Origin of the sequence: Vreelandella aquamarina, assembly GCF_044805175.1 — a bacterium.
GTDB lineage: Bacteria > Pseudomonadota > Gammaproteobacteria > Pseudomonadales > Halomonadaceae > Vreelandella > Vreelandella aquamarina_B.
The window spans coordinates 3,284,708-3,304,327 of the sequence record NZ_CP085232.1; the positions used below are offsets into that span (position 1 = coordinate 3,284,708).

The window sequence follows — 19,620 nt, forward strand, 5'->3', positions numbered from 1 at the left end:
AGGTTCAGAAGTACCATGAGACCCCAAGGCTTACCTCTTCAGAATCCTTGTCGCTTTCAATACCCATGCGTGCGTCCAAGTCGCTGCCTAACGAGATGCGGTGCTGTAAATGCCATGAGGTAGTGCGCCCCGCCTCTCCTTTTAATGCATCAACATGAGTCGCCTGCAACAGGGTTCGGTGGCCTTTGCTCCAGTCACTCAGCATCCCAACTTGGACTACTGGGGCAAGCGGCCCCACCAGATGACGCTCTGTACGCAGTTGCCCCCCCAGCATACCAAAAGGTAAATGGCGACCAAAACGGCGCGACTTTCCTGCCAGTAATGTGACCTGTCCTTCTAAGCAGCTGTTACAGTCAAGCTTTGAGCGCTCAATACCACCAGAGGCGTGCCATGTCATGCTGGGCAATGCTGGCAGCGGTACGCTATGAGCATGCAAGTTCGTAATATTAAAAAGCGATAAGCGGTGCAAACGAACGCCTTCATCTGTCATCGACAGCTCCGTACGGCCGATTTCCAACGCGGCATTAGGCATCCGGGTAGCGTTGCTATCTAGTAGATCGTACTGAAGTGGTCGCAATATTAGACGTGCTGCTTCTCCTAACTCGCTATTATAAACGCTCTCTAAACGCATGAGTGCCGGAGGTGTCGATTCATGCAAGGGCAGCCGTTCGGTGGGTAACAGCGACGTGCTGGATGATGGTAATGCCAAGCGAGCCTGAAGTAGACGGCGCTCAGTCTCGGCCAAATGGTGCTCATCTCCGGTTTGCTTTAAAAAAGCCACATGGCTCAATAAGGTGTTTAGCACCTCAGCCTGGCTCTCTGGCGGCAAGTGGCTAAACGCCTCATCATCCAGCGTCAAGTCCTCCATGCTAGGCCAGACGCTCTGGATAACCTGCTGCTCTTCGAGTGCAAGTGCTTGGTAACGCCATTCGGTCTGTAAACGTCTGGAAGGTACGTGTTGAGCATCTTGAAGGAGTGGTTGGCCATCTATACTGGCGTCGCTAATAGCGCGCACCAATGTTTCTGGCGCTACCCAGGGCATGTGTCCCGGAGTTAGGTCTTCCTCCACGACTAGCTCCAGAGTACGGGCGATTCGAGAAGCGCAGTTCTGTGAAAGGAAGAGGTAATCAAAGTCTTGCCCAATAACTTCAAATAAATGAGCGACCAGAAGCTCACGTTTTTGAGGTGGCAAGGCAAGTTGATAGTGCCAAAGGTCTCGCATTTCGCGCTCTGAATAAACAGTATTATTCTGGTAGAAAGGCGCGTGTGAGTACCGGGCTTCGTACCCACCAAAGATCCCCTTGGCCATATACGCCATCAGTCCTTCACCGTCAGGCACGTCCGCGCCAAAGTTAAGGCTGGTGTCGAGAAGCCGGGACATTGTCACATTGGCACCTTCATTTTCCTGCTCAAGGTGCAACATCAAGTGACCGAAGAAAGAAGCCGGATTGCCAAGATAGCCTGAAGCGAACATCAGACCTACTTCTGAGTCACTGTGCTGTGACTGCCAAGCTTCCCAGTCAGGGCATACAGCATCCGGCCAGCGCTCACCCGTCATTTGAGTTAGCCAGAGTGCACGAGCGGGAAAGCGGCAGCTCGCATGGCTCTCATCGTCCTGAGGATGCTCTCGCAGTGCAGCTAGCGTCGCCGTGAGCTCAGCCTCTGGGTTGAACTGACCATCCTCTGCCAGAAAAAAAGCCTCATCCAGTACAGCGCTGCGCGGCCGGCTGAGCATGCCAACCCGGTCGAAATGCAGCAGCGAACGCCATTGGGGGTGATTGAAAAGCGCCGGTTCAGCGGCCTGGATACTACCTGATTGAAAAGACAGGCATGCCGAAAGCGCCATCAAAAGGCGTCGCATAGCGAAGAAATCCTTGAATGGTATGACGAAAACACAAGAGACAGCGATGACGGAGCCGGGAAGTGATCACCGGCTCCGCTGGTAACACCGCTTAGCTGGCAGAGCAGTCAGCGGCAGCCTGAGTTAAGCTGCTATAAAACTCGAAAGCTTTGTCGGCGTGCGCCTGTTCAGCGTAACCCGCGGCGGCTGTAGAGGCCTGCAGGTCAGTACGCAATTGACTGACGACACCTTGTTGGACATCAGTACCGCAGTTCATCAGACCCAGTGCGGCGGCCAAGTGCTCACCCTCACCCATGGCAGTTTCTAACGCCAACTGGTCATAAGTCGTATCAATGAACTGTGCCACCTTAACTTCTTTGCTACTGCAAGTGTCTGGAGAGAGAGTGGCAGAGGTAACGGCGGTAGTACCAGAGTCCCAAATGACGTTGGAGATAGCGGCCGCAGTGGTATTGTCATCGAAAATCGCTGCACCGATACCGCAGTGCTGCCAAGGATTGACATTGGCGCTGTGAGTGTTTGCAACCGCTGCGGTGCTGCCTAAAACCAGCAAGCTTCCAGTTAACGCAGCTGCAGAAAAAGTAAATAATTTCATGATTTTAGTTCCCTTTTTAGTTTATCGGCCTCTTTTAATGCCTATCAGGAGGGGCCGGCGTCTCCCAATGACGCTCGAAAAGCGTTGACTGTGTTTAGCAAGCTCAAAAGGCGAATATCAATTAAGCTGAACTATTGATATGCACACGCTAAATTTCAAATCACTTTAAAAGTATACTTTACCTCAACCCGGCTGTTAAGCGTACCTAAGTTACATTGCAAAATACTAGCCTTCGATGCTAAGCCCCTTTGGCAAGCGTGATAATTGCAGGGTGACTGTCAGGAGTCTAACTTTTACAGCTACTTTGAGAAGCGGCACGCTTCGCATCGCCTATAGAAAGTCAGCATGATATAAACACCGAGTCATATAACCAATTATCCCCACCGCCTTTGTTAAAAGGGGTGGGGATAAACTGGAGAGTGGGAAATATGGACCGCCCTACTTCTATTCGCCCAACACCTCATAACGAGTGATGAAACACAGCTTTTGGCTGACGAAATTAGCCCAACGTACTGTTACCTTAAGCCGCTGCCCCATTTTCGGGACCCCCTCTTCAGCTGCATGGCGGTCGGTCAAGAAGACACGAAGGTTGCCCTTAGCGCTAATCAGATAAAGCGACCAGACATGATGCTGCATCAACCACTCGGGTCCTTCAACTCCGGCGACATACACCTCACCTTCAAACTGACGATCTACCTTTTGGGTGTCAATTTGCTTTGTTAGTGCCATGCTTGATCCTCCCAGGCCCAAAGCGTGCGCTCTAGTTCCGCAAGTAAACGCGGGATAGCTTGGCGATTGGCATCAAGCCCAAGCTGCTGAAGGGTACGACCTACCCAAGTAGTTAGCGCATCCAGGTTAGTACGCTCTTGGCCATCTCCCAGCCACATGACCAAAGCACACCCTGGTGCTAAGCTGGTCGCTGCAGCGAGCGCTTCTGCCAAGCGGCGTTCAAGGCGTTGTTGAGATTGCAGTGCTGCCATCACGTGCAGGGTATCTTCGATGTTGTCACGGCGCTTCGTTGGCGTATCGATCGGTTTCATCGTTTTCTCCTAGGCACGTTTCTGATTCAGCATGCGCTCAAACGCAGAGCCATCTTGGCGCGTTAAATTAGGCACAAAGCGTGAGTACACACGGAACAGCATTTCCGTGGTGGTATGGCCCATCTGGCGGGCAATCCATTCAGGACTCTCGCCTGCCGCCAGCCAGAGCGTGGCGGCAGTGTGGCGAGTTTGATAAGGGCGGCGTTTACGCAGCCGCAATTCCTCCAGCAAGGGATACCACACCCGTTTCGTTACATTGACGTGAGATAAGGCAGTGCCCTTGCGCGTGGTAAAAACCAGCCCCGTTTTACCCGTCACCTCAAACTGCGCCTTCAGGGCATCAAAAACGGGTTGCGACATGTCGATAGAACGGAAGGAACCGTCGGTTTTAGTGGGTACTACTTGGCCACGGACCAGCGCTTGGTGAACTAAAATCTGGCGACGGCCAAAATCCACGTTTTCCCAGATTAAGCCGTCAATCTCGCCGGTACGCATGCCGGTGAAGAAACGCACGGTATAGTACTGACGGAAGTCTTCCCGTACGCGCTGAATGATCTGCTGCACCTCCTCAAGCGTAAAAGGCTCCACATCCGTGCGCGGCACATTGAGCGATTTAATCCCGCGATAGGGTGAGCTAAACTCATAGCGGTCGGCGGCTTCATTCAACATCATGCGCAATGGCGTCATGATGTGGTTAATGCGACTGGCAGAAAGCTTCTTGCCGCTCCGGGTATTAACTTTGGCGAGTGAGGCCCGGAACTCAAGAATTTCTGCACGAGTGATGCTGCCGACTTCCTTATGCCCTAACGCGGGCAAGATATGGCGGTCTAAGCAGCCTTGCACCGTGACAATTTGTGATTCACGCCATTCGATCTCTTTCTCTGCAAACCACGTTTCGGCGAACTGGCGTAGCAACGGCGTGGCGTGATAACCCCCAACCGCCGTTAATGCACGCTTGCTTAACGTCTTGGCACGCGGACTATCCGGGAAGTAGCGGCCATAATCAAACGACCCCAGCGTAATCTCCGCCTCGATCTTCTCCAGAATCCGCTCTAATTTCTTACGGTTAGCTGCTGTGTTATCCAGCGTTGTTTGCTCACGACAGCGTTTACCCAAATAATTGAAGTCAAAAAATAGCTTCTGAGTTTCTTTCCTGATTGCAATTCTACCCATGGCATACACCTCCACCCGCCATCGGTACGCCAAGACTTTCTTCTTTCGAGTGCAGCTGCATATCGCGCTCAATGGGCTCCCAGAGATATAAAATCTTGCGGCCGCCAAATGGGCGAATGTAATGAATACCTTCCAGCAGCACGTCATCTTTTAAACGTTCGCGGATGGTGCGTGCGTCATACTTGATGCGCTCCGCAAGCTCGGCTGTAGTGAGGTAGCAATAGGACATTTTTGCTCTCCTTATGATATTGTCTTGAAGATCATTAAGCGCATCAAAAAGCCCTTATGACCTCCTAGAGGACATAATAGCCCATAAAAGACCTATTGCAACAATTTTTGACCTACAGAAGATCAAATAAATCTACAGAGGGACATTATGATTAAGTGCCACCTATCTCGGATCATGGGAGAAAGAAAGCTAAAGATTGTCGATGTGGCACGTGAAACGGGCATTAATCGAGGAACGATTACGAGGCTCTATCACGAATCAGCAAGCCGCATCGAGCTTGAAGCGGTGGAAGCGCTATGCCGATATTTTGACTGTCAGGTAGGAGACTTATTTGAATATCTACCCCGCGACCATGACTGAGCTTTTCACAAACTCAGTTGGCGCGATCCCCCCAGCTTTTGGCACAACACCCCATTGCTGGTGAGCTAACCACCAAGCGTTTGACATGATCTATGCAGCACTAATTGACGCAGTGCAGTGCTTCAAGTTAGCAAAAGCTAATAGCAGATAAGGGAGATCAAGATGAAAGTGACTGAAAAAGTAGAAGTCGATACAGTTACTGATGTGCACTGTGATGTATGCCTAACCTCTACGCAAACAACAAGCGGCGGACTTGAATTTGCCACACTCCAAGCACACTGGGGCTATGGGTCTCAACACGATGGCGAACGCTACGAAGTGCATCTGTGTGAAGACTGCTTCTTCCGTACCCTAGCTTACTTCAAGCAAGAACGTCGTGTGCAAAACTTGTTCAGTGAAGAGGGTGATGCTGGATTACAGGCAGGTGACATTGGGCTGGTCGCTAAAGACGATTACTTCAGTGATAATGGTGGAAGCACAAGGCAATAGATACTCTGCTCGGCTGTTGCAGCCCCCAGAGACACGTTGCAAGCAGCGTTTTTCTTTCAGTTGGCCCAATATCGCCAAATTTCATCGCTCGCCTGTCATCCCAGCCAGCCTCCTTGTTCGATGACCAGATGTACGTTTTATGCTATTTGGCTATACAAAACCGATTGCTAGTGACTCACGAGGGGACTATGGTTGATATCAACACGGCCCCTATCGATGAGACTGCTAACCAGTCGAGTTGCTTAGGGGTTTTTTATTGATCCTGTAGACAAAGCTTTGTGCCATAACTGCACCTTAGCCGTCGATATAGCGGGGGTTCTTTTGCGATTACAGGCCCTGGGGTAGTTGCAAACTCACTTTGGTCGGCCTACCGCTCTTGATAATACGACCCTGCCCTCTTGGCTGCTTGCAACCTACGCTGTTTTTTTATTTTTTAGACCCTACAGCACAGTATTAGCGTCCAATTTGGCAAAGGATGCTAGATGATCATTGAAATCAGGCTACGGTGTCACTATAGTTCATCCAGCTCATCTACCAGCCTATAGGCGTCAGTGTGGAAGGAGTTACGGCCCCGTTCTCTTAGAGGGCGCGGCCAGCCTTATTTCCTCCCAGTGTTCCTTTTCCAACGCTTCGTGTACTTGTCCCGCTGGTGTTGGCGTTCGATATAAAAAGCTGTCCAAGGGAGCGTATATGTCGCTCGTTCGGCCAGAACCACCAAATAACCTTCTGCCTCAAACCATAGATGAATACGGTTTTCGTTGCCCCGTTTTTCTGACCACACTTTCAAAGCCAAGTCTTGCTCGTTTTCGATGACGGGACGAGGCCAGCGGATTCGCTCGCATCGTCTGAAATCTGGTGTTCTCTCGGATTCCACGCTGCCTTCGCTGGTCATATGCCAGAAGGTTGCTTCTTTTCCGTCTAAAACCGGGTGTCTTTTCAACGCCAAACGCTGACCTCGGAAGAGGGGCTTTGAGTCTACGAAATCCCGGCAGAAGATTCTGTAAATCGCATCAAGGTATTGCTCCCAGTCACCGCCGTAGTCAGTAAACAGCTCCAGATCGGGTATCCACTCAGGTATTCCATCCATGGTCAAATCCTGCTGCTCCAGATCAAAAGATTGAACTTTAGCTCGCGTATCATGGTGTTACATGTCAGCCGATAGCCGCTGCGTTGGCGGATTCTGGCGATGAGAGCTTCCTTGGCGCTGTTGCCGGATAATTCGCGGTGCAAGTAAGAAAGGGCACCTATCAGCAAGTCCGCAATTTGAAGGTGTTCGACTTCATGCGATTGGACACGCTTAACGTCCGCGATCATTTTTCGTGAAAAATCGTAGGCGTTGGTACAGAGAATGTCCTGAAGCTTTTCGACTTTCTCATGCCCCAGTGTATCTTTGATATCGATATAGACGTAATAGCGCGACTCCGGGTCAAAAATAGTTTTCAGCATGGTGAAGTACATCTTGTAGTACCACTCGTCGTGGTCCTGTTGATGCTGCCCATGGTCCAAAATGCTTTTGTCAGGGACGATCAGGCCTCGGAAATGCAGGTCGTCATCATCGAAAAAGTAATCAACGATGTCCTTATAGAAAGCCAGCTTTGATGGGCTCACCTTGGTCCATTTGATTTCAAAATCTCGTTTGAGGCCGTGCTTCTGTTTGATTTCGCGAATCCGTTCGGCGATTTCTAACCGTTTGTCTTTCGGGCACCAGACCGCGCCCAACACCATCGCCTTTTGGCCGTCATTTTCCAGATGGCAGGATTCATCGCAGTACACGTTATATTCGGTCGTCATACTGAAAGTCCTTGTTCAACAATGGCCCCCGCCAACTGGCAGCGGGTGTTGCTGGCCTGGTTCAGGCGTTCCTTGAGTTGGTCGCAGATGGCCATCAGCTCATCGACTTTTTGGACGATGCGGTGTTGTTCAGCTAGTGGTGGAACTGGCACTACAAGATTCTCCACGTCGCCAACGCGCAAATGCTTAACTGTGGAGCCAATTGCCTTTTCTGCTGCCCTCTCAAGTAGGTGGGGTTCGGTCAAAGCTAAGAGAAGAAAACTATTGTTTATGTGCTCGTGCATTGGCCGAATTAGCATGGTTCTCTGGCCCAGACACCAAGTTCTACCCTCAGGGATTATGGCTGCTTCGCCCATTGGCGCCTCGCGGGTAAAAATGATGTCTCCAGGCTCTGGTGGGCTTCTGCGGGACCAGTAAGCATAGGTTTCTTCGTTTACATACTTAATTTCGTTGAAATTGAATCGCCGTCCACGAATGTTTGAGGTGCGAATGATTGGAATGCCTTCCTCAACATAGGGTGCGGTTTTGTTATGGCAATCAACCAGCATACGACAAAGCTGGATCAAGTGTGCAGGCTGCCAACCTCTGGGCAGCGGGAATGGGGGTTGAGCCGGGCGTAACTTACCCAGCTTACGGAGCATGGTCTTGCACTCAGGGTTGCTTGAGCTCTTTTCGTGGAGCCATGCTTGCCTGCTGTCCGTCAAACGATTAAGCAGAGTGTGTGCCGACTCATCCCCCGCATCCTGCTCCACCAGCCGCCCCATCACCGCCAGTTGCAGAATAGTCTGCTTGAGCTTGTCGATGCTTTGTTCGGTGGTAAACAGCGTGTCGAAGTGCTCTGAGAGGCGCACCCAGTTGTCGGCCAGTTCGGTGGCGTTGGCGGATTGGGTTAAGGTGCCAAGCAGTGTGTCTACAAGTGTTTCGTGGGCGTCGAGCTGGTCGCTGGTGTACTGTTCCAGCCGGTCGCAGAGGGCCATCAGTTCATCGACTTTCTGGACGATGCGGTTCTGTTCTTTTAAGGGAGGTAATGGAACCGGAAGCAGCTTAACTGAACCAGAATTCAATTCGACTTGTTTGGTGGTGCCTGATACCAATGAATTTTCGTGACCAGGCTCTATTCTATGTTGCACGCTAGGCGATGAAATGTAATTTAGGACATAGCGTGGTTCTGCAATCACTAGACGAACAATCGTCACATGTGAATCAGCAACGATAGAATATTGTGGCTTTTTAATCACAATAGCCCGGCCAACAGTCCCTGTGCCTGTTGAGTTCCAAAGAACGTCTCCATCACGAATATAACGTTCATCCTGATAGCCGTCTAAGCTACTGTCATCGACGAAGCGAGAAACACTCAGATCAAAACCTGACCATTGAACGCATTTTTGGGAGACAACCCTCACTCCCCCTGTTTCCGCGTATTTAGGCCCTTTCCCACGCTGAATATATTCGCTAATGGCCTCCATGCGTGCCCATAGCCAACCATCAGGAAGGCCAAAAGGTTTTTCTTCTTCATCAATATCGGGCAGCTTCTTAGACTTCTTGATTTTCCCTACCTTAGCAAGCTGGGCCTTTTCATTAGCAACTTGCTCCAGCAGCACACTAGCAGGCTCATCATCAGGATCTTGCTCCACCAACTTCCCGCGCACCGCCAGTTCCAGAATCAGCTCCCGTAGCTTCTTAATGCCGGTTAGCTCAACTTTACCGTTGCGCCCCCGGCCCGCCGTAGATTTCTGGGTGACCGCTTGCATCCAAAGATCCAGATGCTCTGTTATCAGCGTTTGTGCACTCATGCCTGCTCCCCCGCATCACGGGTCAGCGCATCACCGAGGATGGTTTTCAGCTGGTCGCGCAGTTCCTGAATCTCCGCCTGCTGCTGCTGGTACTCGGTCAGCAGTTCGTCCGGGTCGTGGGTGATGGTTTCCCCCTGCCAGGGGTTCTTGATATCCAGGTTGTAGTTGCGCGCCTTGATCTCATCGATCGAGACTTTCCAGGCCTGATGGGTTTCCTCACGGCTGGCAAAGCCATCGACTTCATCGCCCCACCAATCGATCTCTGTCTGGAACTCGGCAAACTTCATCGGGCGGGTCTTGCTGTAGTTCTTGTAGCCTTCCGGGTAGGGGTGTTCGTAATACCAGATATTTTCTGTCGGCTGACCCTTGGTGAAGAACAGCAGGTTGGTCTTGATGCCGGTGTAAGGGTTAAACACGCCGTTGGGTAGGCGCACGATGGTGTGCAGGTTGCACTCCTCCAGCAGCTTTTCCTTGAGGCGGGTTTTCATGCCCTCGCCAAACAGAAAGCCATCCGGTAGCACCACGGCGGCACGGCCGGTGTTTTTCAGCAGTTGGATAAACAGCGTCATGAACAGGTCAGCGGTTTCCCGGGTGCGGAAGGCACTGGGGAAGTTGGTTTCAATGCCGTCTTCTTCCATGCCGCCAAACGGTGGGTTGGCCACTATCACATCCACCCGTTCTTTCGGCCCCCAATCGCGAAGCGGGCGCGCCAGGGTGTTGTCGTGGCGGATCTGGTTGGGCACCTCAATGCCGTGCAGAATCATATTGGTGGTGGCCAGCAGGTGCGGCAGCGGCTTTTTCTCGACCCCGTGGATGCTGTTCTGCAGGGTCTGTTCGTCCTGCGGCGTTTTCACGTAATGGCGGCGCTTGTGCTCGATGGTGCAAGTTAAAAACCCACCGGTGCCGCAGGCCGGGTCCATCACGCTTTCTTCCAGCTTGGGATCGACCCGGTTAACCATAAATTCGGTCACCGCCCGCGGGGTGTAGAACTCACCGGCGTTGCCCGCGCTTTGCAGGTCTTTAAGGATCTGTTCGTAGAGTTCGCCCAGCTCGTGGCGCTCGGCGGACTTGTTGAAGTCGACGCCGCTCTGCAGGCGGTTGATCACCTGGCGCATAAGCTGGCCAGACTTCATGTAGTTATAGGCATCCTCGAACACATTGCGAATCACCACACCGCGAATGTCGTCGCCCTGGGGCTGTAGCTGCTGCAGGCCGGGAAAAAGAGTGTTATCAATAAAATCCTTGAGCTCGTCGCCGGTCATGCCTTCCGGGTCGGCGGCCCAATTACGCCAGCGCAGCGGCTCGGGGATCGGCGAGCGGTAGTCATCGCTGAACATTTCCCACTCTTGCTCGCGGTCGTCAAAAATCTTTAAAAACAGTAGCCAGACCAGCTGGCCAATACGCTGGGCGTCGCCGTCAACGCCCACGTCTTTACGCATGATGTCTTGAATGGACTTAATGGTGGTGGAAATGCTCATTCGATATCGCTTATATTTTCGATGACAGGAGTAACCCAGTTTTTGTAAGCCTGACTGAAGTGCTCAGGCGTTAACTCGACCAATGAAACAATTGATAAAAAAGTGAGTAGAAGGCTAGCAAAGCCGATAGCGTAGTTAATCTTGCGATCTCGTTTCGCTTCACGCTCTGCGATGGCTTTTTCAGCTTCCCGTTGTTCCTCTTCACGTTGCTGGCGAATACGATCTTCGTCTCTTTCTCTTTTACGCCGCCGTTCGCGCTCTTCCCCCCGAGCTTCCGCCGCCTGCTTATCTCGCCGTTCTTGGTCTTTTTCTCGCTGGGATTGTCGTTGGCGCTCTTCTTGACGAGATTTCATTTCGACCCTATCACGGTACCCCTGAAGGAAAGTCGCTACACTGGAAAGCTGGCCGGTCAGCTCGCGATTTAGCTCATTAAGATGCCAGTGGTCACGGACCAACTTCCAAACGGTAAAAAGCTCGTGACGCTCTAATTTAACGGGAAGTGAAAAATAGTCGGAGGCATTGAAGAAGAGTATCTGCTCGTAAAGCGTCAGTATCTCACTGTACTTTTTACCTTTGAGAGTGGTGCTCAGCTGTTCCATACATTGGCTCATTACTTGACTATAAGCCACTGCAAGCGCCTGACAGAGTACAACACGCTTAAACTGATCCGCACTAGCAGAAAAATAAGCCAACCCGCTACGGTCATTGACCAAGTAACGAGCTTGAGTTGTGGGCATAAGCTGATCTAACGAAAGCGCACCAGAGCCCCTCAAAAACTGTGACATGGCATGTGAGAACTGCTCGTTGTTAGCCGTCTGGAATTCGTTATTAAACCAAGCCGCCTTCGCAACACAGTTCGAATCATCAGACGATAACGGTTTTTCATATAAACGTACGGTCAGGGTAATGGAGAACTTAGTCTGCTTGAAAAACGTCAGCTGCCACGTCTCGGGGCCTTGGATCTGCTGCTGGAATTGACTACCGGCCATCAACGGTTTTATAAAAAAATTGATGCTTTTTTTGTCAATAGTAAGCGAAGGGAGTGTTTCAACAGACGTTTCACCGCTGTAAATGTAAGCGTACATGCTTGCTGGTTTCCTTTAAATTCTAGGCGTACAACTCATCTTCGAGTTCGTGAACAGCACGTATATAACCCGCTTTGCCGCCAAAGGCGTTGATCAGTTCCATCGGCGCACCTAACTGGCTGAAAGGGTCCAGCGTCAGTACCTTGGGGTCTTCGATCGGAGCAATACCTGAGTCGGCGTATTTATCCACTAAGGATTCAAGCACCTGGCGGGCCTGGCCTTCATAGCGGTTGAAGATATCGCGCTTTCTGACCTGTTCGGCGCGCTCGCGGCGGGTCAGCGGTGGGCGGTCAAAGGCGATATGGCAAATCACATCGAAGGGGTCTGGTTCTTCGCCCCACTTTTGGCCTAGTTCGGCCACCAGGGCATCCCAGAAGATGCCTTCCTCGGCCAGTTCATCAAGAATCACTTGCTTGCGCTCGGCATCCTGCCAGCGGCGCAGGAACGCATCCAGGGAGGCGAACTGGGCTTTCACCTGCTTGCGGGTGTAGTCACGCAGGCTTTCGGTGATCAGCTTGCCATCCGCCCCCAGGTATTGAACACGTTCGGCAACAATACTGACCTCAACGTCATCTACCACGTATTTCCGACGCAGTTCCGGCCCTTCGGTGATATCCAAGCCCACCGCATCGTCAGATTCCCAAGTGGCGTTGTCGTCCACCTCGTTGCTGTCTACCTCGTACTCGGCCCAGTCGGTCTCAACGCCTTTTGCGGCTGTGTCTGCTGTATCTTGTGAGCCTGCCTGTTCTTCATCTAATGCGCCGTCTTGCTCATCCGCTGGCATAATTGGGGCGTCATCGGCATAGGGCTGATAAACCTGCACCGGCTCTCCGTCAAAATCCGGGTCGGCAAACAGCTCGGTGGCTTTCTTGAAATCCAGAATGGTGAACCAGTGCTTGTGGTAGTCGTCGTTGATGCGGGTACCTCGGCCAATAATCTGCTTGAACTCGGTCATCGACTGGATGCGCTGATCAAGCACAATCAGCTTGCAGGTCTGGGCGTCTACGCCGGTGGTCATCAGTTTGCTGGTGGTAGCAATCACCGGGTAGCGTTCTTCCGGGTTGATGAAGTTGTCCAGCTCGGCCTTACCTTCCTGCTCATCGCCGGTAATCCGCATCACGTATTTACGGTTCTCGGCTACGCGCTTGGGGTTGGCGTTGACCAGCGCCTGACGCATACGCTCGGCGTGGTCGATATCCTCACAGAAGACGATGGTTTTCTGATAGGGGTCGCTGCTTTCCAGCAGCTCGGTAATCTTGGCGGCTACCAAGGTGGTGCGCTTTTCCAGCACCAGCTGTTTATCGAAATCCTTCTGGTTGTAGATGCGGTCTTCGATCTCCTGGCCAAGCTTATCCCGCTGGCCCTTGCTGGGCCGCCAGCCTTGCAGATCCTTGTCGATATCCACCCGCACCACTTTGTAAGGGGCCAGAAAGCCATCCTCGATGCCCTGCTTGAGCGAGTAGGTATAAAGCGGCGCGCCGAAGTAATCGATGTTGGAGACTTCTTTGGTCTCTTTCGGCGTAGCGGTTAAACCGATATGCGTTGCCGCGCTGAAGTAATCCAGAATCTTGCGCCAGGCGGAGTCCTCCGCTGCGCTGCCCCGGTGGCACTCGTCAATTACAATCAGGTCGAAGAAGTCCGGCGAGAACTGCTTGTAGATATTCTGCTCTTCTTCGCTGCCGGTCACCGCCTGATAGAGCGAGAGATAAATCTCGTAGGAGGCATCCACCGTGCGGTTGGTGACCTTGGTCATCGCCTGGCCGAAAGGTTTGAAGTCGTTGTTCTTGGTTTGGTCGACCAGGATATTGCGGTCAGCGAGGAACAGGATTCGCTTCTTCTGGCGTGACTTCCACAGCCGCCAGATGATCTGAAACGCGGTAAAGGTCTTGCCGGTGCCGGTGGCCATCACCAGTAGGATACGATCCTGCCCCCGCGCCACGGCTTCAACAGTGCGGTTGATGGCAATGCGCTGGTAGTAGCGCGGGCTTCGGCCACTGCCATCATCGTAATAGGGCTGCTCCACCACCGGGCGAGCATCGGGCTGAATGCCTTTGTATTGGCAGTAGCGCTCCCATAGCGCATTAGGCGACGGAAACTCTGCCAGCGTCAGGGTAGTTTCGGTTTGCCCACCCAGCCCCGTGCGGTCGTGAAACAGGAAGCCGTCGCCATTGCTTGAAAACACAAAAGGCACATCCAGCGCATCGCTATACGCCAGCGCCTGCTGCATGCCATCGCCCAGGCTGTGCTTATTGTCTTTCGCCTCTATCACCGCAATCGGCTGGTTTTTCTGGAAGCTAAGTAGGTAATCTGCCCGGCGCTTTTTGCCCCGGGTATGCAACCGCCCCCGCACGATAATCCGCCCGGCGGTAAAGGTCACCTCTTCACGAATTTGCGTTTGGATATCCCACCCCGACTGTACAAGGGCCGGGGTAATGAATTTGGTGCAAATATCGCGTTCGCTGAGGGCCTTCTTATCCATGGCAGCATCCTGCTTATTCTGGCGGGTGAGCTTATAAGCACTAGCTTACGATACTCAGCCGACTTAAGCATCTTGTGCTAAGCGGACGTGAGAATATCGATAGTTATACCCACAAGCGACACACTGGGTAGCAGAACGCTAATATGCGTGTGACACACCGGTGTCAGATAAAAGCCATAGGTCAACGGCTGAGTAGCAAGGCTTGAAGGCAATATTGGCAGGCGTGGCACATGGATGACACAGATTTGACACAGCCAAAACAAAAGGGCTTACGCGTTAACGTAAGCCCTTGATATATTTGGCGCGCCCGGCAGGAATTGAACCTGCGACCTTCGGCTTCGGAGGCCGACACTCTATCCAACTGAGCTACGGGCGCTTTGGGTGCGTATCGTACCCGTGTGGGCGCGCTGTGTCCAGCCACTTAGCGGTTTTGCGCGGCAGCGAAATTGACCCTTTTCCCCAGTGTGGTGCATGCTTTGCAGGCACTTCTAAACCTTAGCAACGCTGGGAACATAACATAATGAAAACATTTGCACGTAGTACGCTGGCTCTGGGCATCTCACTGGCACTGGTAAGCGCCGCCAACGCGAACGATTTTGCCGATATGGACCCCGTGACGCTGCGCCTTGCCCACGTGGTCAACGAGCAGGATGGCTTCCATATCGCTGCCACCAAGTTTGAAGAGCTGGTGGAAGCACGCACTGACGGCAAGGTGGATATCGAGATCTTCCCCAATGCCACGCTGGGCGATGAGCGCACGCTGCTGGAAGGGATGCAGATCGGCACCGTAGATATGGGCGTGATTACCAACGGGCCGGTCGCCAACTTTGTCGAAGAGATGGCGGTGTTTGAACTGCCGTTCCTCTTCCCCTCCCCCGAAGCCGCCTACGAAGTGCTGGATGGCCCCATCGGCCAGGAACTGCTGGATAAGCTGGCGGACGTGAATCTGAAAGGCTTGGCCTACGCCGAGCGCGGTTTCCGTAACCTGACCAATAGCGAGCGGGCGGTAAATTCGCCGGAAGACCTGGATGGCCTGCGCATCCGCGTGATGGAAAACCCCGTTTACACCGACACCTTCCGCGAGCTGGGTGCCAACGCAATTCCCATGGCGTGGACCGAAGCGCTCACCGCTATGCAGCAGGGCACTATCGATGGCCAGGAAAACCCGGTGAACGTGATTCACTCATTCAAGCTGGATGAAACCCAGAACTACATGACGCTCTCCCGCCACACCTACGCCCCGGCGATTTTCGTAATGGGAATGCCCGCCTGGAACCAGCTCCCCGAAGCAGCCCAAGCGGTGCTGGAAGAGGCCGCCCAAGAAGCTGCCGAGCATGAGCGCCAAATGAATGCGGATATGGAAGCCGAACAGCTCGCGGCACTGCGCGAAGCGGGGATGGAAATTAACGACACCCCGGATATGGAAGCCTTCCAAGCCGCTGTAGCCCCAGTATATGAGAAGTACGGCGAGAAGTTTGGTGACTACCTGCCGCGCATCCAGGAGGCGCTGCAACAGTGATGCCGTTTGCACAGCCTCTTTTGACGCTGCTGCAACGCATTGAACGCGGGCTGGTTGCCATCATCCAGCCCGTAGTCTTTGCGGGCATGGCAGCGTTAATCGGCGTAATTACACTGCAGATTATCTCGCGGGTGCTGTTTAGCGCCGTGGGCTGGACCGAAGAGGTCGCCCGGTTTCTGCTGGTGTGGATCACCTTTTTAGCGGGCACGCTGGCGTTTCAGCGCGGGCGGCACATTGCGGTTACTTTTGCAGTAGATGCCCTGCCGCTGCCGTTGCGTAAGCTAGCCAGGCTAGCAGCGCTGGCGATTGTCGTGGCGTTTATGATCGCGCTGATCGTGATTGGCTACCGCTATATGCAGGTGCAGAGCTTCCAGAAATCCGCCTCGCTGCGGCTCTCGATGACGTATGTATACGCAGTGATGCCAATCGCAGCGGGCATTATGGCCTGGTACGCCCTGGTAGATATGGTGGAAGTGCTGGTGAACGGTGAACCCACCGCCGCCGACCAGGAGGAGCCGCTATGACCCTGGTACTGTTTGGGCTGTTCTTCCTGTTTATGCTGCTGGGCGTGCCGATTGCCTTTGCGATTGGTGCCAGTTCGCTATACGCGCTGTATCAATCCGGCGTGCCGCTGATGGTGGTCACCCAGCAGATGTTCCAGGGCATTAACTCCTTTGCCCTGGTCGCCATCCCGATGTTTATCCTGGCTGGGGATTTAATGGCCCAGGGTAAAGTCAGCGAGCGGTTGGTGAGCTTTGCGGATTCGCTGGTAGGCTTTATGCGAGGTGGGCTGTCGGTTGTCTCGGTGATGGCGGGCATGTTCTTCGCGGCCATTTCCGGCTCTGGTGCGGCCACGACGGCGGCGGTGGGTTCAAGCCTGGTGCCAGAGCTGAAACGTAAAGGCTACGACCCCGCCTCGGCGGCCAGCCTGATTGCCGCCAGCGGCACCATTGGCGTGGTGATTCCCCCGTCGGTGCCAATGATCATCTACGCGGTGATTGCCCAGCAGTCGGTCTCCCAGCTATTTTTGAACGGCTTTTTGCCGGGGCTGGCCATGGGGCTGGGGCTGATCGCTATCGCCATCACCCAGGCGTACAAGCGCCAGTACCCGAAAGGCACGCCGCTCTCGCTGGCGACCATTTGGCGCACGCTAAAGGCGGCCAGCTGGGGGCTGATGACGCCGGTGATTATTCTTGGCGGCATTTTCTCGGGCATTTTCACCCCCTCGGAAGCGGCCGTGGTGGCGGTGAATTACGCGCTGCTGGTGTCGCTGTTTGTGTATCGGGATTTAACCCTGCCCCAGGTGTATAAGCTGCTGATCCGTTCGGCGATGACCACGGCGGTGATTATGCTGGTGATTGCCATGTCGGCGGTACTGAGCTGGACGCTCTCTAGCTGGCAGGTGCCCGGTGCGATTGCCCAAGCGGTGCTGTCGCTCTCCACCAACCCCTACGTGATTATGCTGCTGGTAGTGGCGGTGATACTGCTGACCGGGGTGTTTATCGAAACGGCCAGCGCTTTGATCATTCTGACACCAGTGCTGCTGCCGCTGGTGCTGCAGCTGGGTATCGACCCGATCCACTTCGGGCTGATTATCGTGGTCGGGCTATCGATTGGCATGATTACCCCACCCGTGGCTATCAACCTTTACGTGGCGTCGTCCGTCACCCAACTGCCGCTAGAGCGAATTACCCGTGCGATTATTCCTTACCTGCTGGGGCTGATCGGCGTGCTGCTGTTGGTGGTTTACGTGCCCATACTGCTAGGCTGGTCGGGTAGTTAGCGCTGCTATTGCTAGCGCTACCAATGGAATACGAATGGAAAGAAAAGGGGGCTTGCCGTTTGGCAAGCCCCTTCTCGTTACTGCTGTTCAGGTAAGATGACCCGCTGCTGTTTTAAAACTCTTCCCACTCATCGCCACCAGCTTTAGTAGCTGAAGGTTTAGCAGAGAGTGCTGGGCGTTTGAGCTCTTGGCGACTGCTCGATTTACTGGCAGGTAATGCTTGGCGAGACTGGCCCTGCAATTGCCGTGTCGTTTTGCTTTGTGGCTCATCTTCCCCCAATACGAAGGAGTGGATAAGCTCATTTAAGTGCTCAGCATGACGGCGCATATTGGCGGCGGCCGTGGTGGACTCTTGCACCATGGCGGCGTTCTGCTGGGTCATAGTGTCCATTTCTGCCACGGCGGAATTGATCTGGCCGATACCGCTGCTCTGCTCTTTGGCACCTGCACTAATTTCGCCAATCACGTCGGTAACTTTCGAGACGCTCTCAACAATGTCGCGCATCGTAGCACCGGCGTTACGCACTAGCTCAGCACCCGTATAGGTGTGCTGGACGGAGGTATCAATCAGTGCACGGATCTCTTTAGACGCATTACTAGAGCGGCTAGCTAGGGTCCGCACTTCCTGGGCAACCACTGCAAAGCCGCGGCCATGCTCACCTGCACGGGCGGCCTCCACCGAAGCGTTCAGTGCCAGGATATTGGTTTGGAAGGCAATCGCATCAATCATGGTAATGATTTCACTAATGCGCGTAGCCGAATTATTAATATCTTGCATGGTGCTTTCTACCTGCCCCATGGCTTTTTCACCCTGGTACGCTACTTCCGCCGTGGACTGTACCAGCTTGTTGGCCTGCTGAGCGTTATCGGCACTGTGATTTACGGTAGAGGTAATCTCCTCCATAGAGGCTGACGTTTGCTGCAGGTTGGCCGCAGCTTGCTCGGTACGGGTGGCTAGATCTTCTGAGCTGCGGGAAATTTCTTCAGCTGAGTGGTAAACGCTGGCGGTACTGCGACGGACATCGCGTAAGGTATCCTGCATGCGCGCGACAAAGGCGTTGAACTGAACGGCGAGATTACCAATTTCATCACGGCTTTCTACTGCTAGGCGGCTGGTGAGATCGCCACGCCCTTGAGCGATATCTCCCATCGCCTCTGCGGTACGCTTTATCGGTCCGACGATGCGACGCACAAAGCCAAAGGCCAGCAGAGCAACGCCTACAAAGAGAGCGACGCCCAATAACGTTGTGAATATAATCGCGTTTCGTAGGTCAGCAGCGGCGGCGGCTTTCACCTCGGCCATTGATTCATCAACATCCGTTACATACACACCGGCGCCTACAATCCATCCCCACTTCTCTAAGCGATCAATATAAGAGTGCTTCAGCTGAGGCTCGTTGGTACCGGGGTATTCCCAGGGATATTCGTAAAACCCACCGCCATCTTGGCCAACTTGGATAAAGTCCCGCACGATATAAGAGCCATCGGGGGCTTGCAGGTTGCTAAGGTTTTGGCCCTCGCGCTCCTGAGAGTGAGGCAACACGACGTTGGTGCCATCGTATTCATATACAAAAATATAGTTGTCACCTTCAAAGCGCATAGAGCGCAGCATATCGGCGGCAAGCTCTTTGGCTTCCCTGTCATTGGCGCTGGCATTTTCATAAATCGGGGCGATGGCGGTCGTGGCTAGCTGCACGATATCGCGCACCGAGTCTCGACGCTCTTTAATTAATAGCTCGCGCTGTTCCGCTAGCGCCTCACGGCTATCTTTGGCGCTGCTATACGCTTCAAAGCCAGCCAAAGCTATGGTGACCAATAGCAGGGGGAGTAATACCAACATCAGTACCTTGGTTTGCAAACCCAAGGCCCAACGACTTCTTTTTTCAGAAGTAGCCATCATGTTTGAGTTCCAGCCTCATCAAGTAGGGAGTGACACATCATAATTAGT

General features: G+C 53.3%; 18 protein-coding genes and 1 tRNA gene. 5 read left to right on the forward strand and 14 right to left on the reverse strand.

Annotated elements, in window-relative coordinates; all coding sequences use genetic code 11:
• Nucleotides 1–4: 4 nt before the first annotated feature.
• From LG300_RS15150 to LG300_RS15175, 6 genes are all read right to left on the reverse strand, one after another.
• The gene (locus tag LG300_RS15150; RefSeq protein WP_404376134.1) at nucleotides 5–1,861 is read right to left on the reverse strand and encodes a DUF4105 domain-containing protein; all 1,857 of its coding nucleotides are present in this window, start codon (nucleotides 1,859–1,861) and stop codon (nucleotides 5–7) included.
• A gap of 91 nt (nucleotides 1,862–1,952) precedes the next feature.
• Nucleotides 1,953–2,453, reverse strand: coding sequence for a DUF3015 family protein (locus LG300_RS15155; protein ID WP_404376135.1), 501 nt, complete (start codon nucleotides 2,451–2,453; stop codon nucleotides 1,953–1,955).
• Between the two features lie 444 nt (nucleotides 2,454–2,897).
• Nucleotides 2,898–3,182 (reverse strand): hypothetical protein, encoded by a 285-nt coding sequence (locus LG300_RS15160; protein ID WP_074211327.1) that lies wholly within the window; start codon nucleotides 3,180–3,182, stop codon nucleotides 2,898–2,900.
• Nucleotides 3,173–3,493 (reverse strand): hypothetical protein, encoded by a 321-nt coding sequence (locus tag LG300_RS15165; protein ID WP_404376136.1) that lies wholly within the window; start codon nucleotides 3,491–3,493, stop codon nucleotides 3,173–3,175. Before LG300_RS15165 ends, LG300_RS15160 begins: the two co-directional genes overlap by 10 nt.
• A gap of 9 nt (nucleotides 3,494–3,502) precedes the next feature.
• The gene (locus tag LG300_RS15170) at nucleotides 3,503–4,666 is read right to left on the reverse strand and encodes an Arm DNA-binding domain-containing protein (protein WP_404376137.1); all 1,164 of its coding nucleotides are present in this window, start codon (nucleotides 4,664–4,666) and stop codon (nucleotides 3,503–3,505) included.
• The gene (locus tag LG300_RS15175) at nucleotides 4,659–4,895 is read right to left on the reverse strand and encodes a hypothetical protein (RefSeq protein ID WP_399845436.1); all 237 of its coding nucleotides are present in this window, start codon (nucleotides 4,893–4,895) and stop codon (nucleotides 4,659–4,661) included. The genes LG300_RS15170 and LG300_RS15175 overlap by 8 nt, the downstream gene beginning before the upstream one ends.
• Nucleotides 4,896–5,042: 147 nt before the next feature.
• Between LG300_RS15175 and LG300_RS15180 the strand changes: the two genes are divergently transcribed.
• Nucleotides 5,043–5,255 carry a helix-turn-helix domain-containing protein gene (locus LG300_RS15180; protein ID WP_404376138.1) on the forward strand — a complete coding sequence of 71 codons (213 nt, stop codon included), beginning with the start codon at nucleotides 5,043–5,045 and terminating at the stop codon, nucleotides 5,253–5,255.
• A gap of 162 nt (nucleotides 5,256–5,417) precedes the next feature.
• A complete protein-coding gene (locus tag LG300_RS15185; protein ID WP_404376139.1) occupies nucleotides 5,418–5,744 on the forward strand; it encodes a hypothetical protein in 327 nt (108 codons plus the stop codon).
• A gap of 598 nt (nucleotides 5,745–6,342) precedes the next feature.
• Here LG300_RS15185 and LG300_RS15190 read toward each other — a convergent pair.
• The 7 genes from LG300_RS15190 to LG300_RS15220 form a co-directional block, all read right to left on the reverse strand.
• Nucleotides 6,343–6,831 (reverse strand): hypothetical protein, encoded by a 489-nt coding sequence (locus LG300_RS15190; RefSeq protein WP_404376140.1) that lies wholly within the window; start codon nucleotides 6,829–6,831, stop codon nucleotides 6,343–6,345.
• Nucleotides 6,832–6,833: 2 nt separating this feature from the next.
• Nucleotides 6,834–7,535 carry a DUF3800 domain-containing protein gene (locus tag LG300_RS15195; protein WP_404376141.1) on the reverse strand — a complete coding sequence of 234 codons (702 nt, stop codon included), beginning with the start codon at nucleotides 7,533–7,535 and terminating at the stop codon, nucleotides 6,834–6,836.
• The gene (locus tag LG300_RS15200) at nucleotides 7,532–9,328 is read right to left on the reverse strand and encodes a restriction endonuclease subunit S (protein ID WP_404376142.1); all 1,797 of its coding nucleotides are present in this window, start codon (nucleotides 9,326–9,328) and stop codon (nucleotides 7,532–7,534) included. Before LG300_RS15200 ends, LG300_RS15195 begins: the two co-directional genes overlap by 4 nt.
• Complete coding sequence (locus LG300_RS15205; RefSeq protein WP_404376143.1) at nucleotides 9,325–10,806, reverse strand: N-6 DNA methylase; 1,482 nt, start codon at nucleotides 10,804–10,806, stop codon at nucleotides 9,325–9,327. The genes LG300_RS15200 and LG300_RS15205 overlap by 4 nt, the downstream gene beginning before the upstream one ends.
• Complete coding sequence (locus LG300_RS15210; RefSeq protein WP_404376144.1) at nucleotides 10,803–11,891, reverse strand: hypothetical protein; 1,089 nt, start codon at nucleotides 11,889–11,891, stop codon at nucleotides 10,803–10,805. The genes LG300_RS15205 and LG300_RS15210 overlap by 4 nt, the downstream gene beginning before the upstream one ends.
• Nucleotides 11,892–11,913: 22 nt before the next feature.
• A complete protein-coding gene (gene hsdR, locus LG300_RS15215) occupies nucleotides 11,914–14,370 on the reverse strand; it encodes an EcoAI/FtnUII family type I restriction enzme subunit R (RefSeq protein WP_404376145.1) in 2,457 nt (818 codons plus the stop codon).
• A gap of 299 nt (nucleotides 14,371–14,669) precedes the next feature.
• A tRNA-Arg gene (locus LG300_RS15220) sits at nucleotides 14,670–14,746 on the reverse strand.
• Nucleotides 14,747–14,890: 144 nt separating this feature from the next.
• Between LG300_RS15220 and LG300_RS15225 the strand changes: the two genes are divergently transcribed.
• Genes LG300_RS15225 through LG300_RS15235 form a run of 3 tightly spaced genes read left to right on the forward strand, consistent with a single transcriptional unit; the run spans nucleotide 14,891 to nucleotide 17,672 of the window.
• The gene (locus LG300_RS15225; protein ID WP_404376146.1) at nucleotides 14,891–15,889 is read left to right on the forward strand and encodes a TRAP transporter substrate-binding protein; all 999 of its coding nucleotides are present in this window, start codon (nucleotides 14,891–14,893) and stop codon (nucleotides 15,887–15,889) included.
• On the forward strand, nucleotides 15,889–16,413 hold the full coding sequence (locus LG300_RS15230) for a TRAP transporter small permease (protein ID WP_404378050.1): 525 nt from the start codon (nucleotides 15,889–15,891) through the stop codon (nucleotides 16,411–16,413). Before LG300_RS15225 ends, LG300_RS15230 begins: the two co-directional genes overlap by 1 nt.
• A complete protein-coding gene (locus tag LG300_RS15235; RefSeq protein WP_404376147.1) occupies nucleotides 16,410–17,672 on the forward strand; it encodes a TRAP transporter large permease in 1,263 nt (420 codons plus the stop codon). Before LG300_RS15230 ends, LG300_RS15235 begins: the two co-directional genes overlap by 4 nt.
• A 112-nt stretch (nucleotides 17,673–17,784) precedes the next feature.
• On the opposite strand, the gene LG300_RS15240 is transcribed toward LG300_RS15235, so the two are convergent.
• On the reverse strand, nucleotides 17,785–19,569 hold the full coding sequence (locus LG300_RS15240; RefSeq protein WP_404378051.1) for a methyl-accepting chemotaxis protein: 1,785 nt from the start codon (nucleotides 19,567–19,569) through the stop codon (nucleotides 17,785–17,787).
• Nucleotides 19,570–19,620 lie beyond the last annotated feature (51 nt).